Below are 24992 nucleotides of genomic sequence, written 5' to 3' on the forward strand. Positions count from 1 at the left end.
GCACGCCCGCACCCCCCCCCGCTGGTGCTTTGGGGGTGCCCCTTTTGTGGGGGGGGCCCCCCGCCGCTGTGTTCAGGAGTCCTGCTGCTCCTCTGCCGGCCGGACCTGCTGCTGGTGGGGCAGGTGGGCGGGCGCCGGCGGCGCCTCGGGTGCCGCCGGTCCTGCGGGTCCTGCCGGTGCTGCCGGGCCTGCCGGTACTGCGGGTTCCGCGGGTCCCGCGGGCTTGGGCGACCGGCGCCGGCGGACCAGCCGGAACACCAGCCCCGCCGGCCCCAGGACCAGCAGGAACGGCGCCACCGCCGCGATCGCCATCGCGATCGCCCGCACGACCGCGACCAGTACGTCCCAGCCGCCGCCCAGCGCGGAGCCGACCGACGCCCAGAAGCCCCCGTCCTTCTTCTTCGCGTCCGGCGCGTCGTGCTGCACGGGCTTCGGCTCGCGCCGCACGTCCAGCGTGACGGTGGAGAGCGACGTCCGCGCCGACAACTCCTTCAGCTGCTTCTGCAGCGACTCCAGATCCGCCTCGCGCCGGCTCAACTCGCTCTCCAGGCTGGTGATCTCGCCCAGCGACTTCGCCTGCGCCATCAACGCCCGCACCCGGTCCACGCTCGCCTGCTGGGTCTGCACCCGGCTCGACACGTCCGCCACCTGCTGGGTCAGGTCGTCCGCCTGGCTCTTGCGCGACAGCACCTCGCCGAGCGCGGCCAGCTGGTCCAGCGTCTGCGGGAAGGCCGCCGACGGCACCTTGACGGTGATCTGGCCGCTCTGCCCGGCGTTCTCGTCGCCCCCGCCGCTCACCGTCTCCGCGCCGACGTAGCCCCCGGCCGAGGCCGCCAGCTCCCGCGCCTTCGCCAGCACCCCGGCGACGTCCTTGCTCCGCAGTGACACCTGCGCCGTGTACGCGATCAGCCGGGTGTCGGCCACCGTGACGGCGCCCGGCTGCCCCGCTCCGCCGGTCGCCGGCGCACCCGGCCTCTCGGCGGCCGAGGGCTGCGCGGGGGCCGCGCCCACCGCCGGCGCACCCACCGCAGGCGCACCGGCTGCCGGGGCGGCCGCGCCCTGCTTGGCCGCCGCCGCACTGTCCACACCGCGCTCTGTGCCCCCGGCGCCGCACCCCCCGACCAGCACCACGGCGGCGACCACCGCGGCCGCCGCCACCGCTCTACGCCCTGCCCCGAGCCGTCCTCGCACCACGTCGAGCCTCCCCAAGTCCCCTGTCCGGCGCCCCGATCGGGATGCCCAGACCAATTGGACGGAGGAGCCGCCGGATCGGACCCGCCCCGGAGATCGCAACTCGATCACGGCTCGGCAGCGGCCCGGACAAGGCGCTACCCGGCCTGTCCCGCCGTCACCTCGACCCCCGCCCGCCGCAGCAGCGCCGCCGTCACCCCGTCCCCGGCACGCAGCCGCCCGCCGAAGCTGCCGTCGTAGACCTGACCGCACCCGCACGACGGACTGCGCGCCATCAGCAGTGCCCGCCGCGCCCCGGCCGCCTCGGCGGCGGCCAGCGCCTGCCGCGCCCCGTCCAGGAACGCCTCCGTGCAGTCCGTCCCCGTCGCGTCCACCACCCGCGCCCGCCCGTCCAGCACGTCCGCCCCGTCCCCGCCGACGATCTCCGCCGCCGCCCGCGGCGTCGCCAGCCCACCCGCCACCTCCGGACAGACCACCACCGCCCGCCCGTCCGCCACCAGCCCGACCGCCGCCTCCGACGTCTTCGCCCGCCCGTCGTACCGACACGGCACCCCGGCCAGACAGGCGCTCACCAGAATTCGTTCCATGCCGGGGAGCCTAAGGCGAGCACTCACCGCCTGCGGCCGGGTTCCTTCCGTCACGGAGACGGGTGAAGGCCCCTCGAAGGGGCCCTGGGCCGAACCGCACGGGCTACCGTGAGGACATGAGCGTGATGCCCGAGTGGATGTACCCGCCTCGCGAGGAGGGCTGGTTCGCCGAGGACCTCGACCATCTGCCGCAGGCACCGCGGCACACCGAGCTGATCGATGGAGCACTGGTCTTCATGATGTCCCCCCAGCGTTGGTGGCACGGGGAGCTCGTCACCGACCTGGTGGTCGCGCTGCGTGGTCAGGTCCCGCCGGGCAGCAGGGCCGGTCGGGAGATGACGATCAAGCTCGACAAACGAAACCGACCTGAGCCGGACGTGATCGTCACCACCGCCGAATTCGATCCTGGGCGCACTCAGTTCACTCCCGATGAGGTCTCGCTCGTCGTCGAGGTCGTCTCGCCGGAGTCCGCGCACCGCGACCGCACCGTCAAGCTGCGCAAGTACGCCGAGGCCGGCATCCCGCACTACTGGGTGATCGAGGAGGAGGACGGCCTGCCGGTGGTGCACGTCTATGAACTGGACGTTCCCACCACGGCGTACGTTGCCGCCGGGATCTTCCGCGGCCGGTTGCAGCGTCCGGTGCCGTTTCCGGTCGACATCGATCTCGACGCGCTCGTGCCCGCGCCGAAGGCACGGAAGCGGGCGGAGTGAGGTAAAGGTGTAAGGACCTGCGAGACTGCGGGGCATGGCGCAAGCACAGGTCGTGGTGATCGGCGGGGGTATCGCGGGGCTGGCCGCGGCCGCGTTTCTCGGTGGGGCGGCGGGGGAGCACGCGAGGGCGCGGGTGACGCTGCTGGAGGCTTCGGAGCGGCTCGGCGGGAAACTGCTGGGCGGGGAGGTCGGCGGGGTCCGGGTGGACCTCGGGGCCGAGTCGATGCTGGCCCGGCGGCCGGAGGCGGTCGAGCTGGCGCGGGCGGTCGGGTTGGGCGCGGAGCTGGAGCCGCCGACCACCGCCAAGGCCGCGATCTGGACGCGTGGCGCGCTGCGGCCGCTGCCGGGCGGGCAGGTGATGGGCGTCCCGGGTGACCTGGAGGCGCTCGCGAAGTCCGGGGTGCTCACCGCCGAGGGGTTGGAGCGGGCCCGGCACGAGGGGACCGGCGAGGGCGTCGGGGACGATGTCGCGATCGGCCGGTACGTCGCCGACCGGCTGGGCCGCGAGGTGGTGGACCGACTGGTGGAGCCGCTGCTGGGCGGCGTCTACGCCGGGCACGCGGACCGGATCTCGCTGCGCGCCGCGGTGCCGCAGCTGCTGTCGATCGCCCGTGGCGGCGGCTCGCTGGTCGAGGGAGTGCACGAGCTGGCCACCCGGCCGCAGACCGTCTCCACGCCCGTCTTCCAGGGCCTGCGCGGCGGTATCGGCACCCTGCCCGGGGCGGTTGCCGAGGCCTGCGCGAAGGCCGGTGTCGACCTGCGCACCCGCACCGCCGTGGCGGAGCTGCGCCGCACCGCCGATGGCTGGCGGGTGGTGACCGGCGACGGCGGGACTCTGCGGGCGGACGCCGTGGTGCTGGCCGTACCCGCGCCCGTCGCCGCCCGGCTGTTGCGCACCGAGGCCCCGGTGGCGGCGGCCGAGCTGGACACCGTCGAGTATGCGGGGATGGCGCTGGTGACCCTGGCGTTCCGGCGGGCGGATCTGCCGGAGCCGCCGGCCGGCAGTGGCTTCCTGGTGCCGCCGGTGGACGGCCGCCGGATCAAGGCGTCCACCTTCTCGTCCAACAAGTGGGGCTGGCTGGAGCGTTCGGCCCCGGACACGTTCGTGCTGCGGACCTCGCTGGGGCGGCTGGGCGAGGAGCAGCCGCTGGAGCTGGCGGACGAGGAGCTGGTGGCGCAGTCGCTGGCCGACCTGCGCGAGGCGATCGGCCTGACCGCCCGGCCGTACGACACGGCCGTCACCCGTTGGCGGGCCGGCCTGCCGCAGTACCCGGTGGGCCACCTCGACCGGGTGGCCCGGATCCGGGCGGCGGCCGGCCGGGTGGGCGGGCTGGCGCTCTGCGGGGCCGCGTACGACGGAGTGGGCATTCCGGCGTGCATCGCGAGCGCACGGGCGGCCGTCGCCGCGCTCGACAAAGTGTTGACCCCGCCGACCGGGGAGAACGTCACGGAGAGGACAATGGGCGCATGACTGAGACCGTTGAGCAGCAGCCGGAGCAGCAGCCCGAGAAGAAGAAGGCGCGCGACCTGAACCAGGTCATCCGCTACACCATGTGGTCGGTGTTCAAGCTCAAGGGCGCGCTGCCCGAGGACCGCACCGCCCTGGCCGCCGAGGTGGACGAGCTGTTCGCCCAGCTCGACGCGAAGGACGTCACGGTGCGCGGCACCTACGACGTGTCCGGTCTGCGCGCGGACGCCGACATCCTGGTCTGGTGGCACGCGGCGGACTCGGACGACCTCCAGGAGGCGTACAACCGCTTCCGCCGCACCGGCCTGGGCCGCGAGCTGGAGCCGGTCTGGTCGAACATGGCGCTGCACCGCCCGGCCGAGTTCAACAAGTCGCACATCCCGGCGTTCCTCGCCGACGAGCGCCCGCGTGACTACGTCTGCGTGTACCCGTTCGTCCGCTCCTACGAGTGGTACCTGCTGCCGGACGCCGAGCGGCGCGCGATGCTCGCCGAGCACGGCCAGATGGCGCGCGGCTACCCGGACGTGCGGGCCAACACGGTGGCCTCGTTCGCGCTCGGCGACTACGAGTGGCTGCTCGCCTTCGAGGCGGACGAGCTGCACCGGATCGTCGACCTGATGCGCGACCTGCGCCCGTCCCGCGCCCGGCTGCACGTCCGCGAGGAGGTGCCGTTCTTCACCGGCCGCCGCAAGCCGGTGAGCGAGCTCCTCAACGGCCTGGTCTGAGCAACGGCCCGATGTGGCCGCAGGGCCGGCTCCCCCGACGGGGAGCCGGCCCTTGTGCGTTCCGGTGGCACGGTCAGTGCCGGTGGCGCAGGGCCGCGCGGAGGCGGGCGTCGGGGAGGGCGGCGGGGCCGATCATGGCGACGGCGGTGAGGAGTTCGCGTTCGTCGTCGTCGGTGAGGCCGTGCTGGCGGGGCGGGCGGACCTCGCGGAGCACCTCCTGGCCGACCGGGGAGGCCCAGCGGGTGTAGGGGTAGACGTCAACCCGGGCCATCAGCAGCGTGCCCGAGGTGAGCACCAGCGGGAGCGAGAACCAGGCGAGCGGCGCGAGCGCGTCACCGTCCGATATGCCGCCGCCGGCGACGGCGGCGGCCATCAGGACCAGTGAGAGCAGCAGTGCCCGCCGGACCTGCCGGATCACCAGGACGGTCTGCTGCTGGACCGGCGCGGGGGTGGCCAGGCCGGCCAGGGCGAGCCGGCTGCCGATCTCCAGCACGGTGGGGTGAGCGCCCATCGCCCGGCGCAGGTCGTCCGTTCGGCACTGGCCGTCCGGGCCGGCGGCGGCGATGACGGCCCGCTCCAGCCGGCTGCGCCCCTTGGGGTCGACCACGGTGGTCCAGCCGGTGTGGGCGAGGTGCAGCCGGCCGCGGGAGGCCATCAGGACGAGGGCCAGTTCGACCACCCGGTCCGGGCCGCCCGCCAGGTACGCCGTCTCGTACAGGCCGATCCCGACCGCCTCGGGCGGCCGGGATCCCTCCTGGCCGGCGAGCGCGTCGGCGGCGGCGGTCATCCGGACCAGCCGGATGCAGGAGAGCACCGCGGCGGCGCAGGCCGGGATCAGGAAGAGCAACCACATGGGCTTGTTGTAGACCCGCCTCCGCGCTGGGCGGAACGGATTCCCGGACCGCGATACCGAACTGTGACGCGCGAGGCCGGCGGGCCTCAGGACCCGCAGGAGCTGCCGCCGCCGCAGCTGGAGGAGGAGGACGAGGAGCCGCAGCTGCTGGAGCTGGAGCCGCAGCTGGACGACGAGGACGAGCCGCAGCTGCCGGAGGAGGAGCCGCAGCTGCTGCTGCCGCAGCTCGAACCGGAGGAGCCGGCGCCGGAGTCGGAGGAGCCGCCGCACCAGATGGCCGCGGAGCCGCAGGAGGAGCCGGAGGAGGACGAGGAGGACGACGAGGACGACGAGGACGACGAGGACGCGCCGACCGCCGCCCTGGCGGCGGCCATGTCGGCCGCGGCGGCGGCGAGCATCGCCTCCTGCAGCTCCGCGTCCTCCAGCCCGGCCCCGGCCAGCCCGCCGAGCGCGATCGCGCCGAGCAGCGCGCTCCCGGTCGACCGGGGTGCCAGGCCGGTGCTGGGCTTCCACGGGCTGCCGGTGGTCATCAGGGAGAGCTGGCGGCGTCCGGCCGGGGTGATCCGGCCCTTGAGCGGCCAGGTCGCGATCAGCGAGACCAGCCCGAAGGCCAGCAGGACCACCGGGACCCAGATCGCCGGACGGTCCGCGTCCGCGTCGCCGTTGTCGAGGACGTAGGCGAGGACAGTGCTCACCACCACAGCGAGCAGGGCGAGCCAGAGCAGCCGGCGCGCGGCCTTGGCCCGGCGCAGCCGGACGGGGTTGCGCATCAGCCCGCGGTCGGCGAGCTTGTCGCCCAGCTCCTGGACGGCGGGCGAGCGCATCACGTCGCGGCGCAGCCCGAGGAGCCCCCGCTGCCTGTCGGGACCGGCGGCCTCGATGATCGCCAGGTCGACGGCGTCGTACGGCTGCTCGGTGGTCAGCGTGACCAGGCCGGCCCGGTTGACGACGGCCCGGCCCGCCTGGTGCATCCGGACGAACGCGGTGTCGAAGACCCGGCCGGGACCGCCGGAGAGGAACGCGGTGTCCAGCAGCGGCAGCCCGCGGCCGGGCAGGCCCTTGGCGTACGGGACCTTCTTGACCAGCTGCTTGGTCTGCGACGCGTAGAGCGCGGCGGCGACCAGCAGGACGGCGGGTACGAGGAAGTACGTGTTGTGCCACATGGGCGGTTTCCCCCGGTGGTGAATGAGTGGAGAGGGTCAGTGGGGCCGGCGGGCGGGCAGCAGGGCCCGGCGCAGGCGGGTGAGCGGGCCGGGCGGCTGCTCCGGGGCGGGGCCGTGGAGCCACTGCTCCAGCGACCGGCGCTCCTCGGGGCCGAGCCTGCGGCCGCTCCGGGGCGGGTCGTCGTCGAGCGCCCAGGCGGCGAAGGCGCGGGCGTCGGCGCGGTAGCCGCCGGTCTGCGGGTGGGTGCCCGCGTAGGCGAGGAAGAGCGGTCCGTACTGCCGGCCGAGCACCCGGCGCAGCTCCGGCGCCACCTTGGCGGCGGTGTCGCGGCGCTTGGCGGCCAGGCCGGCGGACTGGGCGCGGACCTGCGCCGGGTCGAAGCCGGGCGGTACCGGCCCGCCGGCCACCAGGGCGGCCAGCAGCTCCTCCTGGCGCCGGGCCAGCCGGGCGCGGGCGGCGTCGGGCTCCGCGGGTTCGGGCCGGTCAGCCATGGCGCCGGGCCCCGTCCAGTACGCGCCGGATGGCGTCCAGTTCGGCGGCCAGTTCGGCGGGTGGCGGGAAGTCGGCGTCCCGCTCCAGCAGGACGCCGGGCGGTGCGACCCGCGCGCACAGCTCGGCCAGCACCTCCAGCACCGGCTCGGTGACGGGGTGGGCGTGGGTGTCGTGCCAGACGCCGTCCACCAGCTGCCCGCCCGCCACGTGGACGTAGGCGAGGGCCTCCAGCGGCAGGCGGTCCAGCTCGGCGGCCGGGTCCACGCCGAGGTTGACCCGGTTGGTGTGCAGGTTGGCGACGTCGATCAGCAGCCGGACGCCGGTGCGTTCGACCAGTTCGGCGAGGAACTGCCCCTCGGTCAGCTCGTCGTCCGGCCAGGCCAGCTGGGCGGCGATGTTCTCCAGCGCCAGCGGCACCGGCAGCTGGTCCTGCGCGATCCGGACGTTCTCGGCGATCACCGAGAGGGCGTCGCGCGAGCGCGGTACGGGCAGCAGGTGTCCGGCCTCCAGGCCGCCGGCCCGGACGAACGCCAGGTGCTCGGTGACCAGTGGCGAGCCGAGCGCACCGGCGGCCTCGGCGAGCCTGCCGAGCCGGGTCGGGTCGGGCCGGTCGGCACCGCCCAGGCCGAGCGAGACGCCGTGCGGGATCACGGTGACGCCGCGCGCCCGCAGGATCCGCAGCGACTCGGGCAGGTGGCCGGCGCAGATGTTCTCCGCGACCACCTCGACCCAGTCCAGGCCGGGCTGGCGTTCGACCACGACGTCGATCTCGCTGCGCCAGCCGAGGCCCACGCCGAGCGTGGTGGCCGGGTTGTCGCTGCCCTGGGCGGCGCGGGCGCCCCGGGCGGGCGCGGGGCCCTTCGTGGGCGCTTTCAGTGCAGGGGAGGTCATCGGTGCGCCCCCTTCGGAGGGCTGGGTGGGGAGCCTTCGGTCGGCGCGGACGTCGTCGGCAGGGCCGGACCGGGCTGTGCTGCTGAGGATGTCCCCGGGTGCGGCGGCTGCCAAGCCTCACCCGGTCTTCTCAGAGCATTATTTGAGCTTGCCGGCCCGGCGGTGAGGGACTTCGGTCCCCTCCGGAGCACAGAGCCGCAGGTGGGGCGGAAATTCGGAGGCGAACCGCGCCTGCGGGGCGCTACCGTGACGCACCTATGACGCCACTGACGATCCGTGACTTCCGCCCGGCCGACGCCGAGGCCGTGGCCGCCGCCCACAGCGCGGGCCGTGAGCACCTGGTGCTCACCCCCGAGGTGTTCCGGTGGATGGACGCAAACTTCCCGCCCGACCAGCACCACCGGACGCTGGTCGCCGAGGTCGACGGCCAGGTGGCCGGCGCGCTGCGCTGCGGCCTGGTCACCGGTACGACCACCAAGGGTGTCGGCTACGCCAACGGCAGCATCCTGCCCGCGTACCGGCGGCGGGGCGCGTTCACCGCGCTGCTGGCCGCGGCCGAGGCGTACCTGGCCGAGCACGGCGTCGTCGAGGTGCACAGCTGGGTGGACGAGGAGCCGGACGCGTTGCGGTTCGCCGCGAACCGGGGCTTCACCGCCGGGCGTACGGCCCACTTCGCCGGGCGTGACCTCGCGCTGCCGCTCCCGGTCGCCCCCGCGCTGCCGGCCGGTGTCGAGCTGCGCCCGGCGAGCGAGTGGGTGGACAACCCGTACCCGATCTTCGTCGTCGAGGCGGACGCGATCCGCGACGAGCCGGGCGAGGTCGAGATGGACGCCGCGGACTACGAGGAGTTCCTCAACGGCGCCTGGGCCCGGCCGGACTTGGACCGCGAGCTGACCATGGTCGCCGTCCTCGACGGCGAGCCGGTCGCGTTCAGTGCGGTGCAGACGGACGGCGTGGACCGCTACTGGTCGGCGTTCTCGGCCTGCCGGCGGGACTTCCGGGGGAGGGGCCTGACCAAGCTCGCCAAGCTGGAGTCGCTGCGCCGGGCGCAGGCGGCCGGCTACCGGCGGGCGTACACCAGCAACGACGCGACCAACGCGCCGATGCTCGCGATCAACGAGTGGCTCGGGTACGAGCGCTGCGCGAGCGAGCGGAAGTTCATCAAGCGGCTGGACGGCTGAGAGCCGCTCGGGAGGTTGGGCCGGCGCGAGGGCACGGCGCGGCCGCACTCGAAGGAGTGGCCGCACCCGAAGGAGTGAAGAAGGCGCACTTTCCGCCTCGGGCGCCGGGTGGACTGCAGTGCCGGGAGTTCCTGGTGTTCTACGGGGCATCACCTCACGGCAGACAGTTCGTGCCCGAGTCTTCCGTGCGGGGGATGGTATGGAGATCCTGCTTCAGGTCCTGGTCGGGTTCGTTCCGGCCGTGATCGGCTTTCTCGCGGCCCGTTCCCTCGCCCGCGCCCGGCTCTTCCTGCGCTACGGCTTCCTCCGTGCGCTGCTGGCGTCGTACAGCCGGGTGCAGATCATCACTCCCAGCATCGAGGTGGCGGAGTTCGCCTTCGCCAAGGACGGCCGCCGGCTGACCAGCCGGGGCCCGAAGAACGTCCTCTTCATGCCGATGGCCGAGGCGCGGGCGATCGCCCAACTCATCGACCTGCTGCGGAAGGTCAACCGGAAGGCGACGATAGAACTGGTCGCGGCCGGCTCGCAGGACCCGAGGATGCCGACGTTCTCGATCGGCGGCCCGAGCGTCAACCCGTACTCGGCGACCGTGCTCGGCGCCGCATTCCCGGACTTCTGCATCGAGTACCCGGAGGCGGCCCGGGCCCGGTGGGGCGGGATGACCTTCGAGGCGCAGTACAACGCCGCGGACGAGCTGATCCGGGACCACGGCTTCGTCTTCGTGACCCGTACCTCCCGGCACGCCCCCTGCATCGTGGTGTGCGGGGTCTTCGCCTTCGGCTCGGCGATGGCGGTGGAGGCACTGGCGGCCGCGGGCCGGAAGTCGCCGTTGGCGGCGCTGTTCCGCAGCGGGGAGAAAGGATTCGCCGCGGTGGAGGGGCGGGTCATCGGCCTCGACACGGTCGACGTGACGGTGGAGGTCTGCCGGATCCTGCCGGCGGTGTGAGGGCGGGCCGTGCGGCGTCCTGCTCCGCCGGCCGACCCCGTCCCGCATTGAGACGAAGCGGCCCGCAGCGTGCCGGTGCGAAGCGGGACAGGTCGGGACGGTCTGGGGCAGGAAATGGCTTGAATCACAAGGGTTTTGCTCCACACCTGTCACATCATCGGCATAATCGCGCATATGACGATCAGCCGCGCGAACGTGAGCGCGATTGCCGAGGACCTGTACGTGTGGCTTCCGCCCAAGCGCGGCTGGGGGCTGGCCAACTGCGGGCTGCTGGCCTCGCCGAGGACCGCGCTCTGGATCGACACGCCCTACGACCCGTCCCTCGCGGCGGAGTTCCTCGCGGAGAGCCGGCAGCGGCTGGCCGACGGCGTGACCGTCGACCGGGTCGTCGTCACCCACGCCAACGGGGACCACCTCTGGGGCGCGGGCGTGCTCCCGGACGCCGAGGTGATCGCCACCCGTGAGGCGCTGGGCCACATCCACTACGAGCCGACGCCGAAGCAGCAGCACGCGCTGGTCGCGGGCGGCGACCCGGGATCGCTGCTCGGCGGCTACCTCCGGCGCCACTTCGGCCAGTTCGACTGGTCGGCGACCGAGCCCGTCCACCCGCACACCGTCTTCAGCGGTGAGCTGGAGCTCCGGGTGGGGGAGTACCCCGTGCAGATCACCGCGCTGCCGTCCGCGCACACCGGCGGCGACCTGATCGTCCACCTGCCGCACCAGCGCGCGGTGTTCACCGGTGACGTGATCTTCGGCTCGACGCCCGAGCAGCCCGGCGACCACCCCTCGCACTGGGCCGGCCCGCTGGAGAACATCGTCGGCGCCTGCGAGCAGGCCCTGGCCACCGGCGCCGAGATCTTCGTCCCCGGCCACGGCCCGGTGCTGGACCGCGCCGGGGTCCGGGCCCACATCGCCTACCTCGCCTACGTCCGCGAGCGCGCGCACGCGCTGCACACCGCCGGGATACCCGCGCTGGACGCCGCCCGGCGGATCATCGCCGAGCAGCGCCACCCCGAACTCGGCCTGCCCGAGCGCCTGGTGCTCACCGTCGCCGCCGAGTACCGGCACCTGGACGGCGGCGAGGTGCCGAACGTCCTGGAGGCGATGAGCCAGGTCGCCCTCGTGGCCAAGGAGCTGGACGAGGACGCCGGCCGCCCGCCGCGGCCCCGGCAGGACGCCCCCGCCTGACCCGGCGCCCCGCCGGCGCCGACCCGCCCCCCAGCCCCTTCGTTGAGGACGTCCGAGGACTTCGATGATGCAGATCGCGCTGCTCGCCCTGGCAGTGCTCGCGGTCGCCGCGCTCGCGGCGGCCGGTGTCCTGGCCCGCTTACGGACCCGTGCGCTCGCCCGGGCCACCGCCGCCGAGACGGCCGCCGCCCACGGCGAGGAACGTGCCCGGGCCGCCGACGGCCGGCTGGCCCGCGGCGAACAGCAGCTGCGCGAGGCGCAGGCGGTCACCCGCCGGGCCACCGAGGAGGTGCAGCGCACCGAGACCAGGGCGCTGGCCGCGGAGGGCCGGGTCCGCGAGGCGGACCAGCGCACCGCCGAGGCGGAGCACCGCGCGGCCGAGGCCGACCTGCACGCCCGCGCGGCCGAGAACCGCACCGCCGAGGCCGTCCGGCGGGCCGCGGAGGCCGACGAGCGGGCCCGCGCCCTGCTCGCCGAGGTCGGCCACCTCGCCGCCGAGCGGGTGAGCGCCGCCGCGCTGCGGCTCATCCACCCCAACGCGCCCGCCGACGGCGCGCTCGACCCGCAGGCCGTCGGCCCCGAGGCCGTGCGGGTGCTCCAGGCCGTCCTGGACGCCGCCACCACCGCCGTCACCGACGAGCGCGAGCGGGTCGACGCCGCCGCCCGGGCCGCGATGCGCGGGGCCACCTCCAAGATCCAGACACTGCTGTACCAGATCCAGAGCCTGGTCCAGCAGCTCCAGCACGACAACGACGACCCCCGGCTGCTGGAGCTCGACTTCCGCAACGAGGTCGCGCTGCGCCGGATCCAGACCATCGCTGTGCTCTGCGAGGCCTGGCCGGGCCTGGCCCGGACCGACTCGCCGCTGGCCGAGGTGGTGCTCGGCGCGCTCTCCCGGGTGCCCGGCTACGCCCGGATCAAGGTGGCCAACCACCTGCGGGAGAACCGGCTTGCGGTGGTCGCCCGGGCCGCCGAGCCGCTCGCCATCACCATCGCCGAGCTGCTCGCCAACGCCACCGCGTACTCGCACCCGGAGACCGACGTCCCGGTCACCGTCCAGCAGGGCGGCCGCGGAGCGCTGGTGATCATCGACGACAGCGGCATCGGCATGGAGGAGGACCAGCTGCGCCGGGCCCGCCGGTTGCTGGCCGGCCCGCCCGAGGTGCTGCTCACCGAGCTGGGCAACCCGCCGAAGACCGGCTTCGCGGTGGCCGGCAAGCTGGCCCGGCAGTACGGCTTCGCCTGCCACATCGAGCCCTCGCCGTACGGGGGCATGCGGACCATCGTGCGGATCCCGGCCGGGCTGCTGACCGTGGTGGACGAGGAGCAGCCGCTCTCGGTGCTCACCCCGCTGCCGCTGCGCGCCGGGACGGGGCCAGCCCCCGCGCCGACCGTCCAGGTGGTGCCGGCGCCGCGCGCCGAGCCCGGTGAGCAGAACCGGCACGACGTGCCGGACGGGCACGATCTGCCGCCTCGGCACACCGTGCCGGCCATGCACGTCGTGCCGCCGGTGCACGAGGTGCCGTCCGACGGCAGCGGCCTGCCCAGCCGGCGCAGGCGCCAGCCGCTCGCCCAGCCGCCGGCCGGCACCGGGGCCGCCGGGGCCGTTGAGGGCGCGCCGGCCGGTGCGCCGGACGACACGCTCACCGGCCCGGCCGGTCGGACCCCCGAAGAGGCCGCCGCCCGCTGGCAGGCGCTGCAACAGGGCACCGGCTCCGGCCGGGCCGCCGTCGCCAAGGCGGCGGCCACCGACGCCGGGCGCCCGGACGCCGGGTACCCGGACACCCGGTACCCGGACGCCGTCGGCGCTGACGGCCCGGCCCCCGCCGCCGGCACCGCCGACCACACCGGCCCCGAGGCCGCCCGCCAGGGCCCGACCGGCCACCGCCCCGCCCAGCACTCCGAAGGAGCCGAGCAGTGAGCAGCACGCCCAGCCTTACCGCCACCGACGAGATCTCGTGGGTGCTGACCCCGTTACTCGAGCTGCCGGGCGTCCTGCACGCGGTCATCGCGACCGGTGACGGCCTCGTGGAGGGCGCCTCCGACGGCCTCGGCCGCGCCTCCGCCGAGCGGGTCGCCGCGATGACGGCCACCGTGCACGCCGCCGCCCGCGCGTTCACCACCGCGTTCACCGACACCGAGCAGCCCCGGCTGGCGCAGACCGTGGTCGAGTCCGACCTCGGCTTCGCCATCGTCGTCCCGGCCGGCGAGAACACCTCGTTGGCGGTGTTCACCACCCCGGAGGCCCAACTCGGCAATGTGGCCTACCAGATGCAGGTCCAGGTCGCCGCCCTGGGCCACGCCCTGGCGAGCCCGGCCAGGCGGCAGGACGCCAGCGCCCGGTCATGACCGCCGTACCCCGCAGGCGGATGGTCCCCGCCTACCTGGCCACCGGAGGCCGGACCCGCCCCGGCACCGAGGGCTTCGAGCGGCTCACCGTGCTGCACGCCACCGGCGCCGAACCGCCACCGGCGTTGCAGGACCTGGAGGGTGAGCACCGGCGGCTCTGGGAGCTGCTGCAACCCGGCGCGCTGACCGTGGTGGAGGCCGCCGCCCACCTGCGGCTCCCGGTCAGCGCCACCGTATTCCTCGCGGCCGACCTGGTCGAGGCGGGCTGTCTCCGCGCCCGCGCCCCGATCCCCCGCGCCCAGCAGACCGACCGCTCCATCGTCGAGAGGCTCCTCGTTGGACTCCGCACTCTCCGGTAGCGCCGGCAGCCCCGCCGGCCCGGTCGGCGGCTCCGGCAGCCCGGCCGGCGGCCCCGGCGGCCCCGCCGATCACGCCGGCAGCCAGGCAGGCAGCCGGCCCGGGACCGGCCGGCCGGGCCGCGTGGGCTACCTGCCCGACCGCGACCAGACGCTGATGAAGCTGGTCGTCGCCGGCCCGTTCGGCGTCGGCAAGACGACGCTCATCCGCACCCTCTCGGAGATCCCGACCCTCCACACGGAGGAGGCGATGACCGAGACCGGGGCCCCCGTCGACAACACCGCGCTGCCGCCCGGCAAGGCCACCACCACGGTGGCGGTGGACTTCGGCCGCCTCACCCTGCCCGGCCAGGTGGTGCTCTACATGTTCGGCACCCCCGGCCAGCGCCGCTTCTTCCCGCTCTGGCAGGACATCGCCCGTGGCGCGGTCGGCGCCCTGGTCCTGGCCGACACCCGCCGGCTGGCCGACTCCTTCGAGATCATGGACATGGTCGAGGAACAGGGCCTGCCGTACGCGGTCGCCGTCAACCGCTTCCCCGACGCGCCCGCACACCCGGTCGAGGTGCTCCGGGCGCACCTCGACCTGCACGCCGACACCCCGCTGGTGCTCTGCGACGCCCGCGACCGCGGCGCCAGCCTGGACGCGCTGATCGCGCTGGCCGAGCACGTCCTGCACGGCCTGCCCGCAGCACCCGACGCCGCCCCGGAGCAGCCGTGACCAGCACCGACACCACCAGCAGCACCGACACCACCGGCACAGACGTCGACGCCACCGGCACCGACCCCGTGCGCGCCGCAACCGCGCCCGCCGACAGCGGCCCCGTCCCGATCCACGGCCCGGCGTTCGCCGCCGACCCGCAGCTCGTCTACGACCGGCTCCGCCGTTACGGCCCTGTCGCCCCGGTGGAGCTCGCCCCCGGCGTCGAGGCCCTGCTGGTCACCGACTACCAGGCCGCGCTGGACCTGCTGCGCGACACCGACACCTTCTCCAAGGACCCCCGGCCCTGGCAGCAGAGCGTTCCGCCGGACTCCCCGCTGCTGCCGATGCTCGGCTACCGCCCGACGGCCTTCTTCGCCGACGGCGCCGAGCACGCCCGCTACCGCCAGGTGATCACCGACGGGCTCGCCCTGCTCGAACCGCACCTGCTCCAGCGCCGCATCGCCGAGGTCGCGCACCAGCTGATCGACGCCTTCGCGGCCACCGGCTCGGCCGACCTGATCTCCGAGTACGCGCGCCGGCTGCCGGTGGCCGTCTTCAACACCTGGTACGGCGTGCCGGAGGAGCACAGCGCCCGGCTGGTGGCCGGCATCGCGGACATGATCGAGTCCACCGAGAAGTCGGTCGCCGCCTACATGCACCTCGTCTCGGTGGTCACCGAGATGGTCGCCGAGCGCCGCGCGCGGCCCCGGCACGACCTGACCTCCTGGTTCCTCACCCACCCGGCCGGGCTGGACGACGACGAGGTGGTCCGGCAGATCACCCTCACGATGATCGCCGGGCACGAGCCGACCGCCAACCTGATCGCCAACGCGCTGCTACGGCTGCTCACCGACGCCCGCTACGCCGGTTCGCTGTTCGGCGGCGCGATGACCGCGCACCAGGCGATCGACGAGGCGCTCTGGCACGAGCCGCCGCTGGCCAACCTCTCCGCCCACTACCCGCGCTACGACGTCACCTTCCACGGCCGCGAGATCCCGGCCGGCTCGCTGGTGCTGGTCTCCTACGCGGCCGCCAACTCCCAGGCCGCGCCGCCCACCGACGGCATCGGGCTGGGCAGCGGCCACTCCGCCCACCTGGCCTGGTCCGCGGGCCCGCACGCCTGCCCGGCCCGCGATCCCGCGCTGCTGATCGCGATCACCGCCATCGAGCAGCTCACCAGCCGCCTCAGCGACCTCGAACTCGGCACCCCGGCCGAGCACCTGCTCTGGCGCCCGGGCCCCTTCCACCGCGCCCTGGTCCACCTCCCGGTCCGCTTCCAGCCGGTCTCCGGGTAGCACGCGGGCCCGGGAACCGAACCGGTTCCCGCGCCCGCGCCACGCAGGTCAGCTCTCGTCGGCCGGCTTCAGCGTCAGCGAGATGCTGTTGATGCAGTACCGCTGGTCCGTCGGCGTCCCGTAGCCCTCGCCCTCGAAGACGTGCCCGAGGTGCCCTCCGCACGTCGCGCACCGCACCTCGACGCGGCGCATGCCGAGCGTGGTGTCCTCGATGTACTGGACCCGGTCCCCGGCGAGCGGCGCGTAGTAGGACGGCCAGCCGCAGTGGCTGTCGAACTTGGTCTCCGAGCTGAACAGCTCGGTGCCGCAGGCCCGGCAGCTGTAGACGCCGACCGTCTTGGTGTCGGTGTACTCACCGGTGAACGGGCGCTCGGTGCCCGCCTCGCGGAGGACGTGGTACTCCTCCGGCGTGAGCTGGGCGCGCCACTCGGCGTCGGTCTTCTCGATCTCGTAGCTCATGACAGCGCACTCCCGGAGGCGGTGGACTCAGACGTTGGTGGCAACGTTCGCGAGGTGCCCGAGGATTTCCGGCCCGAGGTTGGTGACGTCGCCCGCGCCCATCGTCAGCAGCAGGTCGCCCGGGCGGGCCAGGCCGGCCAGCAGGGCGGGGGCGGCGTCGAAGGCGTGCTCGGGGGTGACGTCGGCACCGGCCCGCTTGGCCGCGTCGATGATCAGCTCGCTGGTGACGCCGGGGATCGGGTCCTCGCGGGCCGGGTAGATGTCGAGGACGACGGAGGCGTCGGCGAGGGCGAGCGCCTGGCCCATCTCCTCGGCGAGCTGCTGGGTGCGGCTGAACAGGTGCGGCTGGAAGACCACCAGCACCCGGCCCGCGCCCTCCAGGCCCTCGCGGATCGCCTCCAGGTCGGCGGTCATCTCGGTCGGGTGGTGGGCGTAGGAGTCGATCACCTGGACGCCGCCCGCCTCGCCCTTGAGCTGGAGCCGGCGCCGCACGCCGGTGTAGGCGCCGAGCGCCTTGGCGAGGTCGGCGGCCGGGACGCCGAGGGCGACGCCGGCGGCCAGCGCGGCGACCGCGTTGTGGGCGTAGTGCCGGCCGGGCACCGAGACGGTGAAGGCCAGCTCGGCGCCGTCCAGCAGGACGGTGACCTCGCTGGTCATACCGCGGGCGACCACCGACAGGACGCGGACGTCGGCGTCCTCGGCGGCGCCGACGGTGACCACGTTCAGGCCCTCGCGGCCGGCCACCCGGGAGGTCAGCTCGCGCGCACCGGAGTGGTCGGCGGAGACGACCAGGGTGCCGCCGGGGGTGATCCGGCCGACGAAGGTCTCGAAGGACTCGTAGATCTCGTCGATCGACGCGTAGTTGGCGTGGTGGTCCAACTCCACGTTGAGCACGATCGCCACCTCGGGCGCGTACTTGTGGAAGCTGCGGTCGCTCTCGTCGGCCTCGGCGACGAAGATCTCGCCGGTGCCGTGGTGGGCGTTGGAGCCGGGCGCGTCGAGGTCGCCGCCGATCGCGTACGAGGGGTCGAGGCCCAGCTCGCCGAGGCCGACGGCGAGCATGCTGGTGGTGGTGGTCTTGCCGTGGGTGCCGGCCACGGCCAGCGCCCGGCGGCCGCCCATCAGCGCGGCCAGCGCGTCGGAGCGGTGGACGACCGGGATGCCGCGCTCGCGGGCGGCGGCCAGCTCCGGGTTGTCGGCGCGGATCGCGCTGGAGACGACGACGCTGCTGACGCCCTCCGGCAGGTTCTCGGCGGCGTGGCCGATGTGCACGACGGCGCCGAGCGCGCGCAGCGCCAGGACGGTCTCGGACTCCTTGGAGTCGCTGCCGGAGACGCCGGCGCCGCGGACCGCGAGGATCTTCGCCAGGCCGGACATCCCGGCGCCGCCGATGCCGATGAAGTGCGGGGCGTGCAGGTCGTGCGCGGCGTCGTTCAAGGCGGGGCTCCGTACGGGCGGGGGCAGGACAAGGGGACAGCGGGGTCGGACGCGCGAATCGTCCTCGCGGACGGGCCGCAAGGACGATTCTGCACCACCGGCGGTCGCCTCCTCGTGCCCGAGGGCGGGCAAGGGGGGGAGGCTCAGGAGTCGCTGGCGAACAGGCGCAGCACCGGGACACCCACCTTGTGCCGGGCCTGGGAGGCCCAGTCGCGGTGGAAGAACTCCTCCACGAAGTGCGGTGAGGTGAGCACCACCACCTCGTCGGCCCGGTGCTCCTCGACCACCGAGCGCAGCCGCTCCAGCGGCTTCTCCTCGACCAGCTCGCCGACCGCCTCGGCCCCGGCCCGGCGCAGGTGGCGCAGGCTGTGCTCCAGCGACTCGCTGGCCACCGTCGGCCCGCTGTCGGACTCGTCGTGCTCGTGCACCACCTTGTCGAGGTGGCCGAGTGCGACGTCGTCCAGCGCCCGCAGCAGCTCGTCCTGCTTGCCACGCGGCTGCATCAGGACGACGAAGGACACCTTCTCGTCGCTGTGGAGCGTGGTGACCAGCTCCACATCGGCGTCGGAGAGCGCCTTTTCGATCATCAGTACCGTCTTGAACACGTGAGTCCCTTCCAGTGGCCGGCCCCCGGGCCCCGGCATCGCATCCCATACTGCCCGGCGGAAGCTTTCCGCACGCTGCTCACCCGTCACACGGGCCACGCCGACGAAAGCTCCCGAACGGGGTCGGGATCACGCTCCGGGGATCACGGGGTCGGCGAGGCCGAGTGCGGGTGAAGACGCAGGTAGCGGGTGAAGAGGAATCCTTTCTGCTCGATCAATGAGACCAGTCGCATCCGCTGCACGTCAGGCATTTCCGCATCGTGGATGATGCGCGGCGCGTCGCCGGCCGTGATCAACGGCGCCAGCGACAGGCACAACTCGTCGAGCAGGCCCTGGGCCGCCAGCTGTCCCAGCAGCCGCGGGCCGCCCTCGCTCAGCAACCTCGTCCAGCCCCGTCCGGCCAGCGCCGCGACCGCCGCCCGCAGGTCCACCGAGCCCTTGCCGGCCACCACCACGTCGGCCACCTCGGCCACCGCGCGCCGGCTCTCCGCCGGGGCGTCCTCGGTGGTGATCACCACCGTCCGCACCAGCGGCTCGGTGAACAGCGGCGCCGCGAGGTCCAGCCCCAGGGAGCGGCTGACCACTGCGATCGCCGGGGCCGGGGCCTGCCCGGCCGCCCGGCGTGCCTCGGCGAACTCGGCCCGCGCCCGGCCGGGGCGGTAGCCCTCGGCGCGGACCGTCTCGGCGCCCACCAGCACCACGTCCGACAGTGCCCGCAGCACACCGAAGATCCGCTTGTCGGCGTCGCCGGAGAGCCCCTCCGAGAGCCCGTCCAGCCCGGCCCCGCCGTCCAGGCCGGCCACCATGTTGGCGCGCAGCCACGGCCGGCCGTGATTCACCTGGTCGGGGTACGCGTAGACGGCGGCGAGCGACTCCAGCGAGGCCGGATCGGCGAACGGCTGGGCCAGCGGGCTGATCAACTGTTGCATACCGCCAGTCTTCCACCGGCCTCCACCGGCGGCCCCGCCCTGAGGCGTGCACGACCAGGCGTACCCTCTACTAACGTGCCCGCAGCAGCCCCACACCCCGACGCCGCGACCGCGACCGAGTCGATAGCCACCGCCCCCGTCGCGCTCACCGACCGGCGCCCCGTCGTCCCCGCCGAGCGCCTGGTCGCCGAGATGGTCCCCCCGCCGCGCTTCTCCGACGTGAGCTTCGGGACGTACATCCCGGACCCGACCCAGCCCAGCCAGTACGAGGCCGTGCAGGTGCTGGAGCAGTTCGCCGGCACGCTCAACAGCGGCAACGGCTCCGCCCCCAGGCGCAGCTGGTTCCGCCGCAGCGCCCCCGTGCCCACCGGCCCGGCCGGCGTCTACCTGGACGGCGGCTACGGCGTCGGCAAGACCCACCTGCTCGCCTCGCTCTGGCACGCCGCGCCCGGCCCCAAGGCCTTCGGCACCTTCGTCGAGCTGACCAACCTGGTCGGCGCGCTCGGCTTCCAGCAGGCCGTGCAGACCCTCTCCGGGCACAGGCTGCTCTGCATCGACGAGTTCGAGCTGGACGACCCGGGCGACACCGTCCTGGTCTCCACCCTGCTCGGCCGCCTGGTCGAGAACGGCGTCAAGCTCTGCGCCACCTCCAACACCCTGCCCGAGAAGCTCGGCGAGGGCCGGTTCGCCGCCGCAGACTTCCTGCGCGAGATCCAGGGCCTCTCCGCACACTTCCGCCCGATGCGGATCGACGGCCAGGACTACCGCCACCGCGGCCTCCCGGACGCCCCGCCGCCGTACGCCGACGCCGAGGTGGACGCCGTCGCCGACCGCACTCCGGGCGCCTCGCTGGACGACTTCGACGCGCTGCTGGCCCACCTCTCCGCCGTCCACCCCAGCCGCTACGGCGCACTGCTGGACGACGTGCGGGCGGTCTGCCTGCGCGGGGTGCGGCAGGTCGACGACCAGTCCACCGCGCTGCGCCTGGTCGTCCTCGCCGACCGGATGTACGACCGCGAGCTGCCGATCACCGCCTCCGGCATCCCCTTCGACCAGGTCTTCCCGGAGGAGATGCTGCGCGGCGGCTACCGCAAGAAGTACCTGCGGGCCGTCTCCCGCCTGGTCGCCCTCGCCCGGGACAGCGCCAAGTAGGCATCCGTTGTCAGTGATGGGTCGTACGGTGGACACGTGCGACCCATCACGAGTATTGAGCGGTCAGAGACGCCCTTCGAGGTCGTCAGTCCCTTCCAGCCCAATGGCGACCAGCCCGCGGCCATCGCCGAGCTGGAGCGCCGGATCCGCGCGGGGGAGAAGGACGTCGTCCTGCTCGGCGCCACCGGTACCGGCAAGTCGGCCACCACGGCGTGGATGATCGAGAAGCTCCAGCGCCCCACCCTGGTGATGGCGCCGAACAAGACGCTGGCCGCCCAGCTGGCCAACGAGTTCCGCGAGCTGCTGCCGAACAACGCGGTCGAGTACTTCGTCTCGTACTACGACTACTACCAGCCCGAGGCGTACGTCCCGCAGACGGACACCTACATCGAGAAGGACTCCTCGATCAACGAGGAGGTCGAGCGGCTGCGCCACTCGGCGACCAACTCGCTGCTCACCCGCCGGGACGTGGTCGTGGTCGCCTCCGTCTCCTGCATCTACGGCCTCGGCACCCCGCAGGAGTACGTCGACCGGATGGTGCAGCTCAAGGTCGGCGAGGAGATCGACCGCGACGTCCTGCTCCGCCGTTTCGTCGACATCCAGTACACCCGCAACGACGTCGCCTTCACCCGCGGCACCTTCCGGGTCCGCGGCGACACCATCGAGATCTTCCCGGTCTACGAGGAGCTGGCCGTCCGGATCGAGATGTTCGGCGACGAGATCGAGGCGCTCTACACCCTGCACCCGCTCACCGGCGAGATCATCAGCCAGGACGACTCCGTCCACGTCTTCCCCGCCTCGCACTACGTGGCCGGCCCGGAGCGGATGGAGCGCGCGGTCAACGGCATCGAGCAGGAGCTGGAGCAGACGCTCGCCAGGATGGAGAAGCAGGGCAAGCTGCTGGAGGCCCAGCGGCTGCGCATGCGCACCACCTACGACATCGAGATGCTCCGCCAGATCGGCACCTGCTCCGGCGTGGAGAACTACTCGATGCACTTCGACGGCCGCGAGCCCGGCTCTCCGCCGAACACCCTGCTCGACTACTTCCCGGAGGACTTCCTCCTGGTCATCGACGAGTCGCACGTCACCGTCCCGCAGATCGGCGCGATGTACGAGGGCGACGCCTCGCGCAAGCGCACCCTGGTCGAGCACGGCTTCCGGCTGCCCTCCGCGATGGACAACCGCCCGCTGAAGTGGGAGGAGTTCCTGGAGCGGATCGAACAGACCGTCTACCTCTCGGCCACCCCCGGCCCGTACGAGCTGTCGCGCGGTGACGGCCAGGTCCAGCAGATCATCCGCCCGACCGGCCTGATCGACCCCGAAGTGATCGTCAAGCCGACCGAGGGCCAGATCGACGACCTGGTGCACGAGGTCCGCCAGCGGGTGGAGAAGGACGAACGCGTCCTGGTCACCACCCTCACCAAGAAGATGGCCGAGGACCTCACCGACTACATGCTCGGCCTGGACATCCGGGTCCGGTACCTGCACAGCGACGTCGACACGCTGCGCCGGGTCGAGCTGCTGCGCGAGCTGCGGGCCGGCCGGTACGACGTGCTGGTCGGCATCAACCTGCTCCGCGAGGGCCTCGACCTGCCGGAGGTCTCCCTGGTGGCGATCCTGGACGCGGACAAGGAGGGCTTCCTGCGCTCCGGGACGTCGCTGATCCAGACGATCGGCCGTGCCGCCCGTAACGTCTCCGGCCAGGTCCACATGTACGCGGACCGGATCACCCCCTCGATGGAGAAGGCGATCGAGGAGACCAACCGCCGCCGGGCCGTCCAGCAGGCCTACAACAAGAAGCACGGGATCGACCCGCAGCCGCTGCGCAAGAAGATCGGCGACATCCTGGACACCCTCGCCCGCGAGGACGTGGACACCGACGAGCTGCTCTCCTCCGGGTACCGGGGCGCGGCGTCCAAGGGCAAGGCCCCGGTGCCGGCGCTGGGTGCGGACCGCAAGCCGGCCAAGTCCCTGCCGGCCGCCGAGCTCGCCGAGCTGATCCAGTCGATGACGGACCGGATGCACGCGGCCGCGGCGGACCTCCAGTTCGAGGTCGCGGCCCGGCTGCGCGACGAGGTCAAGGAGCTGAAGAAGGAGCTGCGGCAGATGCGGGAGGCGGGCATCGCCTGATGCCACCGGGGGCGAGCCCGCGCCGGGCTTGGCCGGTTCCGGCACCGGTCAAGCCCGGCGGTGTCTCAGGCTTGCCACAAACGGGTAGACGCTGGCCGGTGCGTCCCGCCGCAGGCTCTAGGCTGGCCTGCGGTGCCGCCCCCGGGACGGGGCGGTCGCATCAGGGGGCCTCAGCCGGGGGACGGCAACGGGGTGTTCCACCGTGGAGCCGGCGCGGGGACCGACCGCGCGGCTGGGCAGAGAGGACAACGCCGTGTCGGTGAACCTTGCCAAGGGGCAGCAGGTCAGCCTGCAGAAGGGTTCGGGCGAGTCGCTGACCGTCGTCCGGATGGGACTGGGCTGGAAGGCGGCGCCCAGGCGCGGCCTCTTCGGCAGCCGCACCCGACAGATCGACCTGGACGCCTCGGCGCTGCTGTACGCCGAGCAGACCCCGTCCGACGTGGTCTTCTTCCAGCACCTGGAGAGCAACGACGGGTCCGTCCGGCACACCGGCGACAACCTGGTCGGCGGCAGCGGCGCGGGCGAGGACGACGAGTCGATCCTGGTCGACCTGGTGCACGTGCCGGCGCACATCACCCAGGTGGTGTTCACGGTCAGTTCGTACACCGGGCAGACCTTCGCCGAGGTGCAGAACGCGTACTGCCGGCTGGTGGACGAGTCCACCGGGCTGGAGCTGGCCCGGTACGAGCTGGCCGGCGGCGGCCCGCACACCGGGCAGATCATGGCCAAGGTGTTCCGTGAGGCGTCCGGCGGCTGGGGCATGCAGGCGATCGGCGCGCCCGCCCGGGGCCGGACCTTCCAGGATCTGCTCCCGGCGATCGAGCCGTTCCTGTAGACGGGCCGGAAAGCACCCCGGGAGGGGGCGTGCGGGGCGGTTCTTTACCTTCTTTACCTTTCTTTGGATTTCCTGTTACTCTCGATGGCAGCGGAGGGGAGTATTCCCCCGCAGTCGTCCCGTCATCACGGGCGCCCTCGAAGCGGCGCCCCGGGGCACTGGTCCGCGGGCGCGCCGTAGCGGGTCCGACGGGCGGAAGAGACCTCCGGCAGTGACGATGACTGTCTCGCCTACCTGCCGGAGGAGCAGTAGTGGACGTTTCCGTAAGCATGTGGGTCGGCACGATCGGTGTGCTGTTGGCGCTGATCGTGGCCGACTTCTTCATCGGTGGGCGCAAGCCGCACGAGGTGTCGGTCAAGGAAGCCGGAATCTGGACCGCGGTCTGGATCGTGCTGGCCGCGATCTTCGGCGGGTTCCTCTGGTGGCACTCCGGTTCGAAGCCGGCCGGCGAGTTCTTCGCCGGGTACATCACCGAGAAGTCGCTCAGTGTCGACAACCTGTTCGTGTTCATTCTGATCATGGGCAAGTTCGCGGTGCCGAAGATCTACCAGCAGCGCGTGCTGATGTTCGGTGTGATCATCGCGCTGGTGCTGCGCGCGGTCTTCATCGCCGGCGGCGCGGCACTGGTGGCGCAGTTCTCCTGGGTGTTCTTCATCTTCGGCGGCTTCCTGGTCTGGACCGCCTGGAAGCTGATCAAGGAGGCCCGGGCCGAGGAGGAGGACGAGGAGTTCGAGGAGAACCGCCTGCTCAAGTCGATCGAGCGGCGCTTCCCGTCCACCGACAAGTACCACGGCACCAAGCTTTTTGTGAGGGAGAACGGCCGTCGGCTGATGACGCCGATGCTGATCGTGATGCTGGCCATCGGCACCACGGACGTGCTGTTCGCGCTGGACTCGATCCCCGCGATCTTCGGCCTCACCCAGGACCCGTACATCGTCTTCACCGCCAACGCCTTCGCCCTGATGGGCCTGCGCCAGCTGTACTTCCTGATCGGCGGCCTGCTGAAGAAGCTGGTCCACCTCTCGTACGGCCTGTCGGTGATCCTCGGCTTCATCGGCGTGAAGCTGGTGCTGCACGCGCTGCACGAGCAGGGTGTGCACGTCCCCGAGATCGGCATCCCGTTCTCGCTTGGCTTCATCGTGGTGGTGCTCGCCATCACCACCGTGACCAGCCTGATGGCCTCGAAGAAGCAGGAGCGGGAAGCGGTGGAGTCGGAGAAGATCGACGCCTGACGCCTCCCCTGCACGACGGCGGGGGGGGGGGGGGGGGGGGGGGGGGGGGGGGGGGGGGTTGTGGGGGGGGGGGGGGGGGGGGGGGGGGGGGGGGGGGGGGGGGGGGGGGGGGGG

The 24992-nt window shown here is 73.4% G+C and carries 23 protein-coding genes and 1 pseudogene; 15 read left to right on the forward strand and 9 right to left on the reverse strand.

Annotation, left to right across the window (positions count from 1 at the left end):
- Window positions 1–72 precede the first annotated feature (72 nt).
- Together ACZ6NC_RS13585 and ACZ6NC_RS13590 are read right to left on the reverse strand one after the other, a co-directional pair.
- Complete coding sequence (locus ACZ6NC_RS13585) at window positions 73–1194, reverse strand: DUF4349 domain-containing protein (RefSeq protein ID WP_465732153.1); 1122 nt, start codon at window positions 1192–1194, stop codon at window positions 73–75.
- A 134-nt stretch (window positions 1195–1328) separates the two neighbouring features.
- Window positions 1329–1778: a 2-thiouracil desulfurase family protein gene (locus ACZ6NC_RS13590; RefSeq protein WP_465732155.1), complete on the reverse strand. Its 450-nt coding sequence runs from the start codon at window positions 1776–1778 to the stop codon at window positions 1329–1331.
- Between the two features lie 116 nt (window positions 1779–1894).
- On the opposite strand from ACZ6NC_RS13590, the gene ACZ6NC_RS13595 reads away from it, so the two are divergent.
- From ACZ6NC_RS13595 to hemQ, 3 genes are read left to right on the forward strand one after another with little or no spacing between them, the layout of a single operon-like run.
- Entirely contained in the window at window positions 1895–2491 is a 597-nt protein-coding gene (locus ACZ6NC_RS13595) for a Uma2 family endonuclease (RefSeq protein WP_465732157.1), read from the forward strand.
- A gap of 34 nt (window positions 2492–2525) precedes the next feature.
- Window positions 2526–3962, forward strand: a complete 1437-nt coding sequence (gene hemG / locus ACZ6NC_RS13600) for a protoporphyrinogen oxidase (RefSeq protein ID WP_465732159.1) — start codon at window positions 2526–2528, stop codon at window positions 3960–3962.
- A complete protein-coding gene (gene hemQ, locus ACZ6NC_RS13605) occupies window positions 3959–4684 on the forward strand; it encodes a hydrogen peroxide-dependent heme synthase (RefSeq protein ID WP_465732161.1) in 726 nt (241 codons plus the stop codon). The genes hemG and hemQ overlap by 4 nt, the downstream gene beginning before the upstream one ends.
- Before the next feature lie 73 nt (window positions 4685–4757).
- On the opposite strand, the gene ACZ6NC_RS13610 is transcribed toward hemQ, so the two are convergent.
- The 3 genes and pseudogenes from ACZ6NC_RS13610 to ACZ6NC_RS13620 all read right to left on the reverse strand — a co-directional run bounded on the left by ACZ6NC_RS13610 (window position 4758) and on the right by ACZ6NC_RS13620 (window position 7985).
- Window positions 4758–5537 carry a TIGR04222 domain-containing membrane protein gene (locus ACZ6NC_RS13610; RefSeq protein WP_465732163.1) on the reverse strand — a complete coding sequence of 260 codons (780 nt, stop codon included), beginning with the start codon at window positions 5535–5537 and terminating at the stop codon, window positions 4758–4760.
- Window positions 5538–5623: 86 nt separating this feature from the next.
- The gene (locus ACZ6NC_RS13615; RefSeq protein ID WP_465732165.1) at window positions 5624–6700 is read right to left on the reverse strand and encodes a TIGR04222 domain-containing membrane protein; all 1077 of its coding nucleotides are present in this window, start codon (window positions 6698–6700) and stop codon (window positions 5624–5626) included.
- 36 nt (window positions 6701–6736) lie between these two features.
- A pseudogene (locus tag ACZ6NC_RS13620) lies at window positions 6737–7985 on the reverse strand (multinuclear nonheme iron-dependent oxidase).
- Window positions 7986–8341: 356 nt separating this feature from the next.
- Between ACZ6NC_RS13620 and ACZ6NC_RS13625 the strand changes: the two are divergent.
- The 8 genes from ACZ6NC_RS13625 (at window position 8342) to ACZ6NC_RS13660 (ending at window position 16099) form a co-directional block, all read left to right on the forward strand.
- Window positions 8342–9265, forward strand: coding sequence for a GNAT family N-acetyltransferase (locus ACZ6NC_RS13625; protein WP_465732166.1), 924 nt, complete (start codon window positions 8342–8344; stop codon window positions 9263–9265).
- A gap of 199 nt (window positions 9266–9464) precedes the next feature.
- Window positions 9465–10211: a hypothetical protein gene (locus ACZ6NC_RS13630; RefSeq protein ID WP_465732167.1), complete on the forward strand. Its 747-nt coding sequence runs from the start codon at window positions 9465–9467 to the stop codon at window positions 10209–10211.
- 174 nt (window positions 10212–10385) lie between these two features.
- Window positions 10386–11399: an MBL fold metallo-hydrolase gene (locus tag ACZ6NC_RS13635; RefSeq protein ID WP_465732168.1), complete on the forward strand. Its 1014-nt coding sequence runs from the start codon at window positions 10386–10388 to the stop codon at window positions 11397–11399.
- Window positions 11400–11463: 64 nt separating this feature from the next.
- A complete protein-coding gene (locus ACZ6NC_RS13640) occupies window positions 11464–13320 on the forward strand; it encodes an ATP-binding protein (protein ID WP_465732169.1) in 1857 nt (618 codons plus the stop codon).
- Window positions 13317–13748 carry a roadblock/LC7 domain-containing protein gene (locus ACZ6NC_RS13645; protein ID WP_465732171.1) on the forward strand — a complete coding sequence of 144 codons (432 nt, stop codon included), beginning with the start codon at window positions 13317–13319 and terminating at the stop codon, window positions 13746–13748. The genes ACZ6NC_RS13640 and ACZ6NC_RS13645 overlap by 4 nt, the downstream gene beginning before the upstream one ends.
- Window positions 13745–14107: a DUF742 domain-containing protein gene (locus ACZ6NC_RS13650; RefSeq protein ID WP_396320539.1), complete on the forward strand. Its 363-nt coding sequence runs from the start codon at window positions 13745–13747 to the stop codon at window positions 14105–14107. The genes ACZ6NC_RS13645 and ACZ6NC_RS13650 overlap by 4 nt, the downstream gene beginning before the upstream one ends.
- Before the next feature lie 154 nt (window positions 14108–14261).
- On the forward strand, window positions 14262–14822 hold the full coding sequence (locus ACZ6NC_RS13655) for a GTP-binding protein (protein WP_465732489.1): 561 nt from the start codon (window positions 14262–14264) through the stop codon (window positions 14820–14822).
- Between the two features lie 68 nt (window positions 14823–14890).
- Window positions 14891–16099, forward strand: a complete 1209-nt coding sequence (locus tag ACZ6NC_RS13660; RefSeq protein ID WP_465732491.1) for a cytochrome P450 — start codon at window positions 14891–14893, stop codon at window positions 16097–16099.
- A gap of 48 nt (window positions 16100–16147) precedes the next feature.
- Here the strand turns inward: ACZ6NC_RS13660 and msrB are convergent, their stop codons facing one another.
- The 4 genes from msrB to ACZ6NC_RS13680 form a co-directional block, all read right to left on the reverse strand.
- A complete protein-coding gene (gene msrB / locus ACZ6NC_RS13665; RefSeq protein WP_465732173.1) occupies window positions 16148–16558 on the reverse strand; it encodes a peptide-methionine (R)-S-oxide reductase MsrB in 411 nt (136 codons plus the stop codon).
- A gap of 27 nt (window positions 16559–16585) precedes the next feature.
- Window positions 16586–17995: a UDP-N-acetylmuramate--L-alanine ligase gene (gene murC / locus ACZ6NC_RS13670; protein WP_465732175.1), complete on the reverse strand. Its 1410-nt coding sequence runs from the start codon at window positions 17993–17995 to the stop codon at window positions 16586–16588.
- A gap of 143 nt (window positions 17996–18138) precedes the next feature.
- A complete protein-coding gene (locus ACZ6NC_RS13675; protein ID WP_465732177.1) occupies window positions 18139–18600 on the reverse strand; it encodes an indole-3-glycerol phosphate synthase in 462 nt (153 codons plus the stop codon).
- A 143-nt stretch (window positions 18601–18743) separates the two neighbouring features.
- Window positions 18744–19529, reverse strand: a complete 786-nt coding sequence (locus ACZ6NC_RS13680) for a pyrimidine reductase family protein (RefSeq protein ID WP_465732179.1) — start codon at window positions 19527–19529, stop codon at window positions 18744–18746.
- Window positions 19530–19604: 75 nt separating this feature from the next.
- Here ACZ6NC_RS13680 and zapE point away from each other — a divergent pair, with 75 nt between their 5' ends.
- The 4 genes from zapE to ACZ6NC_RS13700 all read left to right on the forward strand — a co-directional run bounded on the left by zapE (window position 19605) and on the right by ACZ6NC_RS13700 (window position 24878).
- On the forward strand, window positions 19605–20681 hold the full coding sequence (zapE, locus tag ACZ6NC_RS13685) for a cell division protein ZapE (RefSeq protein ID WP_465732181.1): 1077 nt from the start codon (window positions 19605–19607) through the stop codon (window positions 20679–20681).
- A 36-nt stretch (window positions 20682–20717) separates the two neighbouring features.
- Window positions 20718–22811: an excinuclease ABC subunit UvrB gene (gene uvrB / locus ACZ6NC_RS13690; protein WP_465732183.1), complete on the forward strand. Its 2094-nt coding sequence runs from the start codon at window positions 20718–20720 to the stop codon at window positions 22809–22811.
- Between the two features lie 253 nt (window positions 22812–23064).
- Complete coding sequence (locus tag ACZ6NC_RS13695; RefSeq protein WP_465732185.1) at window positions 23065–23646, forward strand: TerD family protein; 582 nt, start codon at window positions 23065–23067, stop codon at window positions 23644–23646.
- A 251-nt stretch (window positions 23647–23897) separates the two neighbouring features.
- A complete protein-coding gene (locus ACZ6NC_RS13700) occupies window positions 23898–24878 on the forward strand; it encodes a TerC family protein (RefSeq protein WP_465732187.1) in 981 nt (326 codons plus the stop codon).
- Window positions 24879–24992: the final 114 nt, after the last annotated feature.

It is taken from the genome of Kitasatospora sp. NPDC041988, from assembly GCF_055588525.1.

Bases quoted from the DNA above. Each gene is read 5' to 3' on its own strand.
- ACZ6NC_RS13590 (WP_465732155.1), bottom strand. From the start codon at position 1,778: ATGGAACGAATTCTGGTGAGCGCCTGTCTGGCCGGGGTGCCGTGTCGG.
- ACZ6NC_RS13595 (WP_465732157.1), top strand. From the start codon at position 1,895: ATGAGCGTGATGCCCGAGTGGATGTACCCGCCTCGCGAGGAGGGCTGG.
- hemG (WP_465732159.1), top strand. From the start codon at position 2,526: ATGGCGCAAGCACAGGTCGTGGTGATCGGCGGGGGTATCGCGGGGCTG.
- hemQ (WP_465732161.1), top strand. From the start codon at position 3,959: ATGACTGAGACCGTTGAGCAGCAGCCGGAGCAGCAGCCCGAGAAGAAG.
- ACZ6NC_RS13610 (WP_465732163.1), bottom strand. From the start codon at position 5,537: ATGTGGTTGCTCTTCCTGATCCCGGCCTGCGCCGCCGCGGTGCTCTCC.
- ACZ6NC_RS13615 (WP_465732165.1), bottom strand. From the start codon at position 6,700: ATGTGGCACAACACGTACTTCCTCGTACCCGCCGTCCTGCTGGTCGCC.
- ACZ6NC_RS13625 (WP_465732166.1), top strand. From the start codon at position 8,342: ATGACGCCACTGACGATCCGTGACTTCCGCCCGGCCGACGCCGAGGCC.
- ACZ6NC_RS13630 (WP_465732167.1), top strand. From the start codon at position 9,465: ATGGAGATCCTGCTTCAGGTCCTGGTCGGGTTCGTTCCGGCCGTGATC.
- ACZ6NC_RS13635 (WP_465732168.1), top strand. From the start codon at position 10,386: ATGACGATCAGCCGCGCGAACGTGAGCGCGATTGCCGAGGACCTGTAC.
- ACZ6NC_RS13640 (WP_465732169.1), top strand. From the start codon at position 11,464: ATGATGCAGATCGCGCTGCTCGCCCTGGCAGTGCTCGCGGTCGCCGCG.
- ACZ6NC_RS13650 (WP_396320539.1), top strand. From the start codon at position 13,745: ATGACCGCCGTACCCCGCAGGCGGATGGTCCCCGCCTACCTGGCCACC.
- ACZ6NC_RS13655 (WP_465732489.1), top strand. From the start codon at position 14,262: ATGAAGCTGGTCGTCGCCGGCCCGTTCGGCGTCGGCAAGACGACGCTC.
- msrB (WP_465732173.1), bottom strand. From the start codon at position 16,558: ATGAGCTACGAGATCGAGAAGACCGACGCCGAGTGGCGCGCCCAGCTC.
- ACZ6NC_RS13680 (WP_465732179.1), bottom strand. From the start codon at position 19,529: ATGCAACAGTTGATCAGCCCGCTGGCCCAGCCGTTCGCCGATCCGGCC.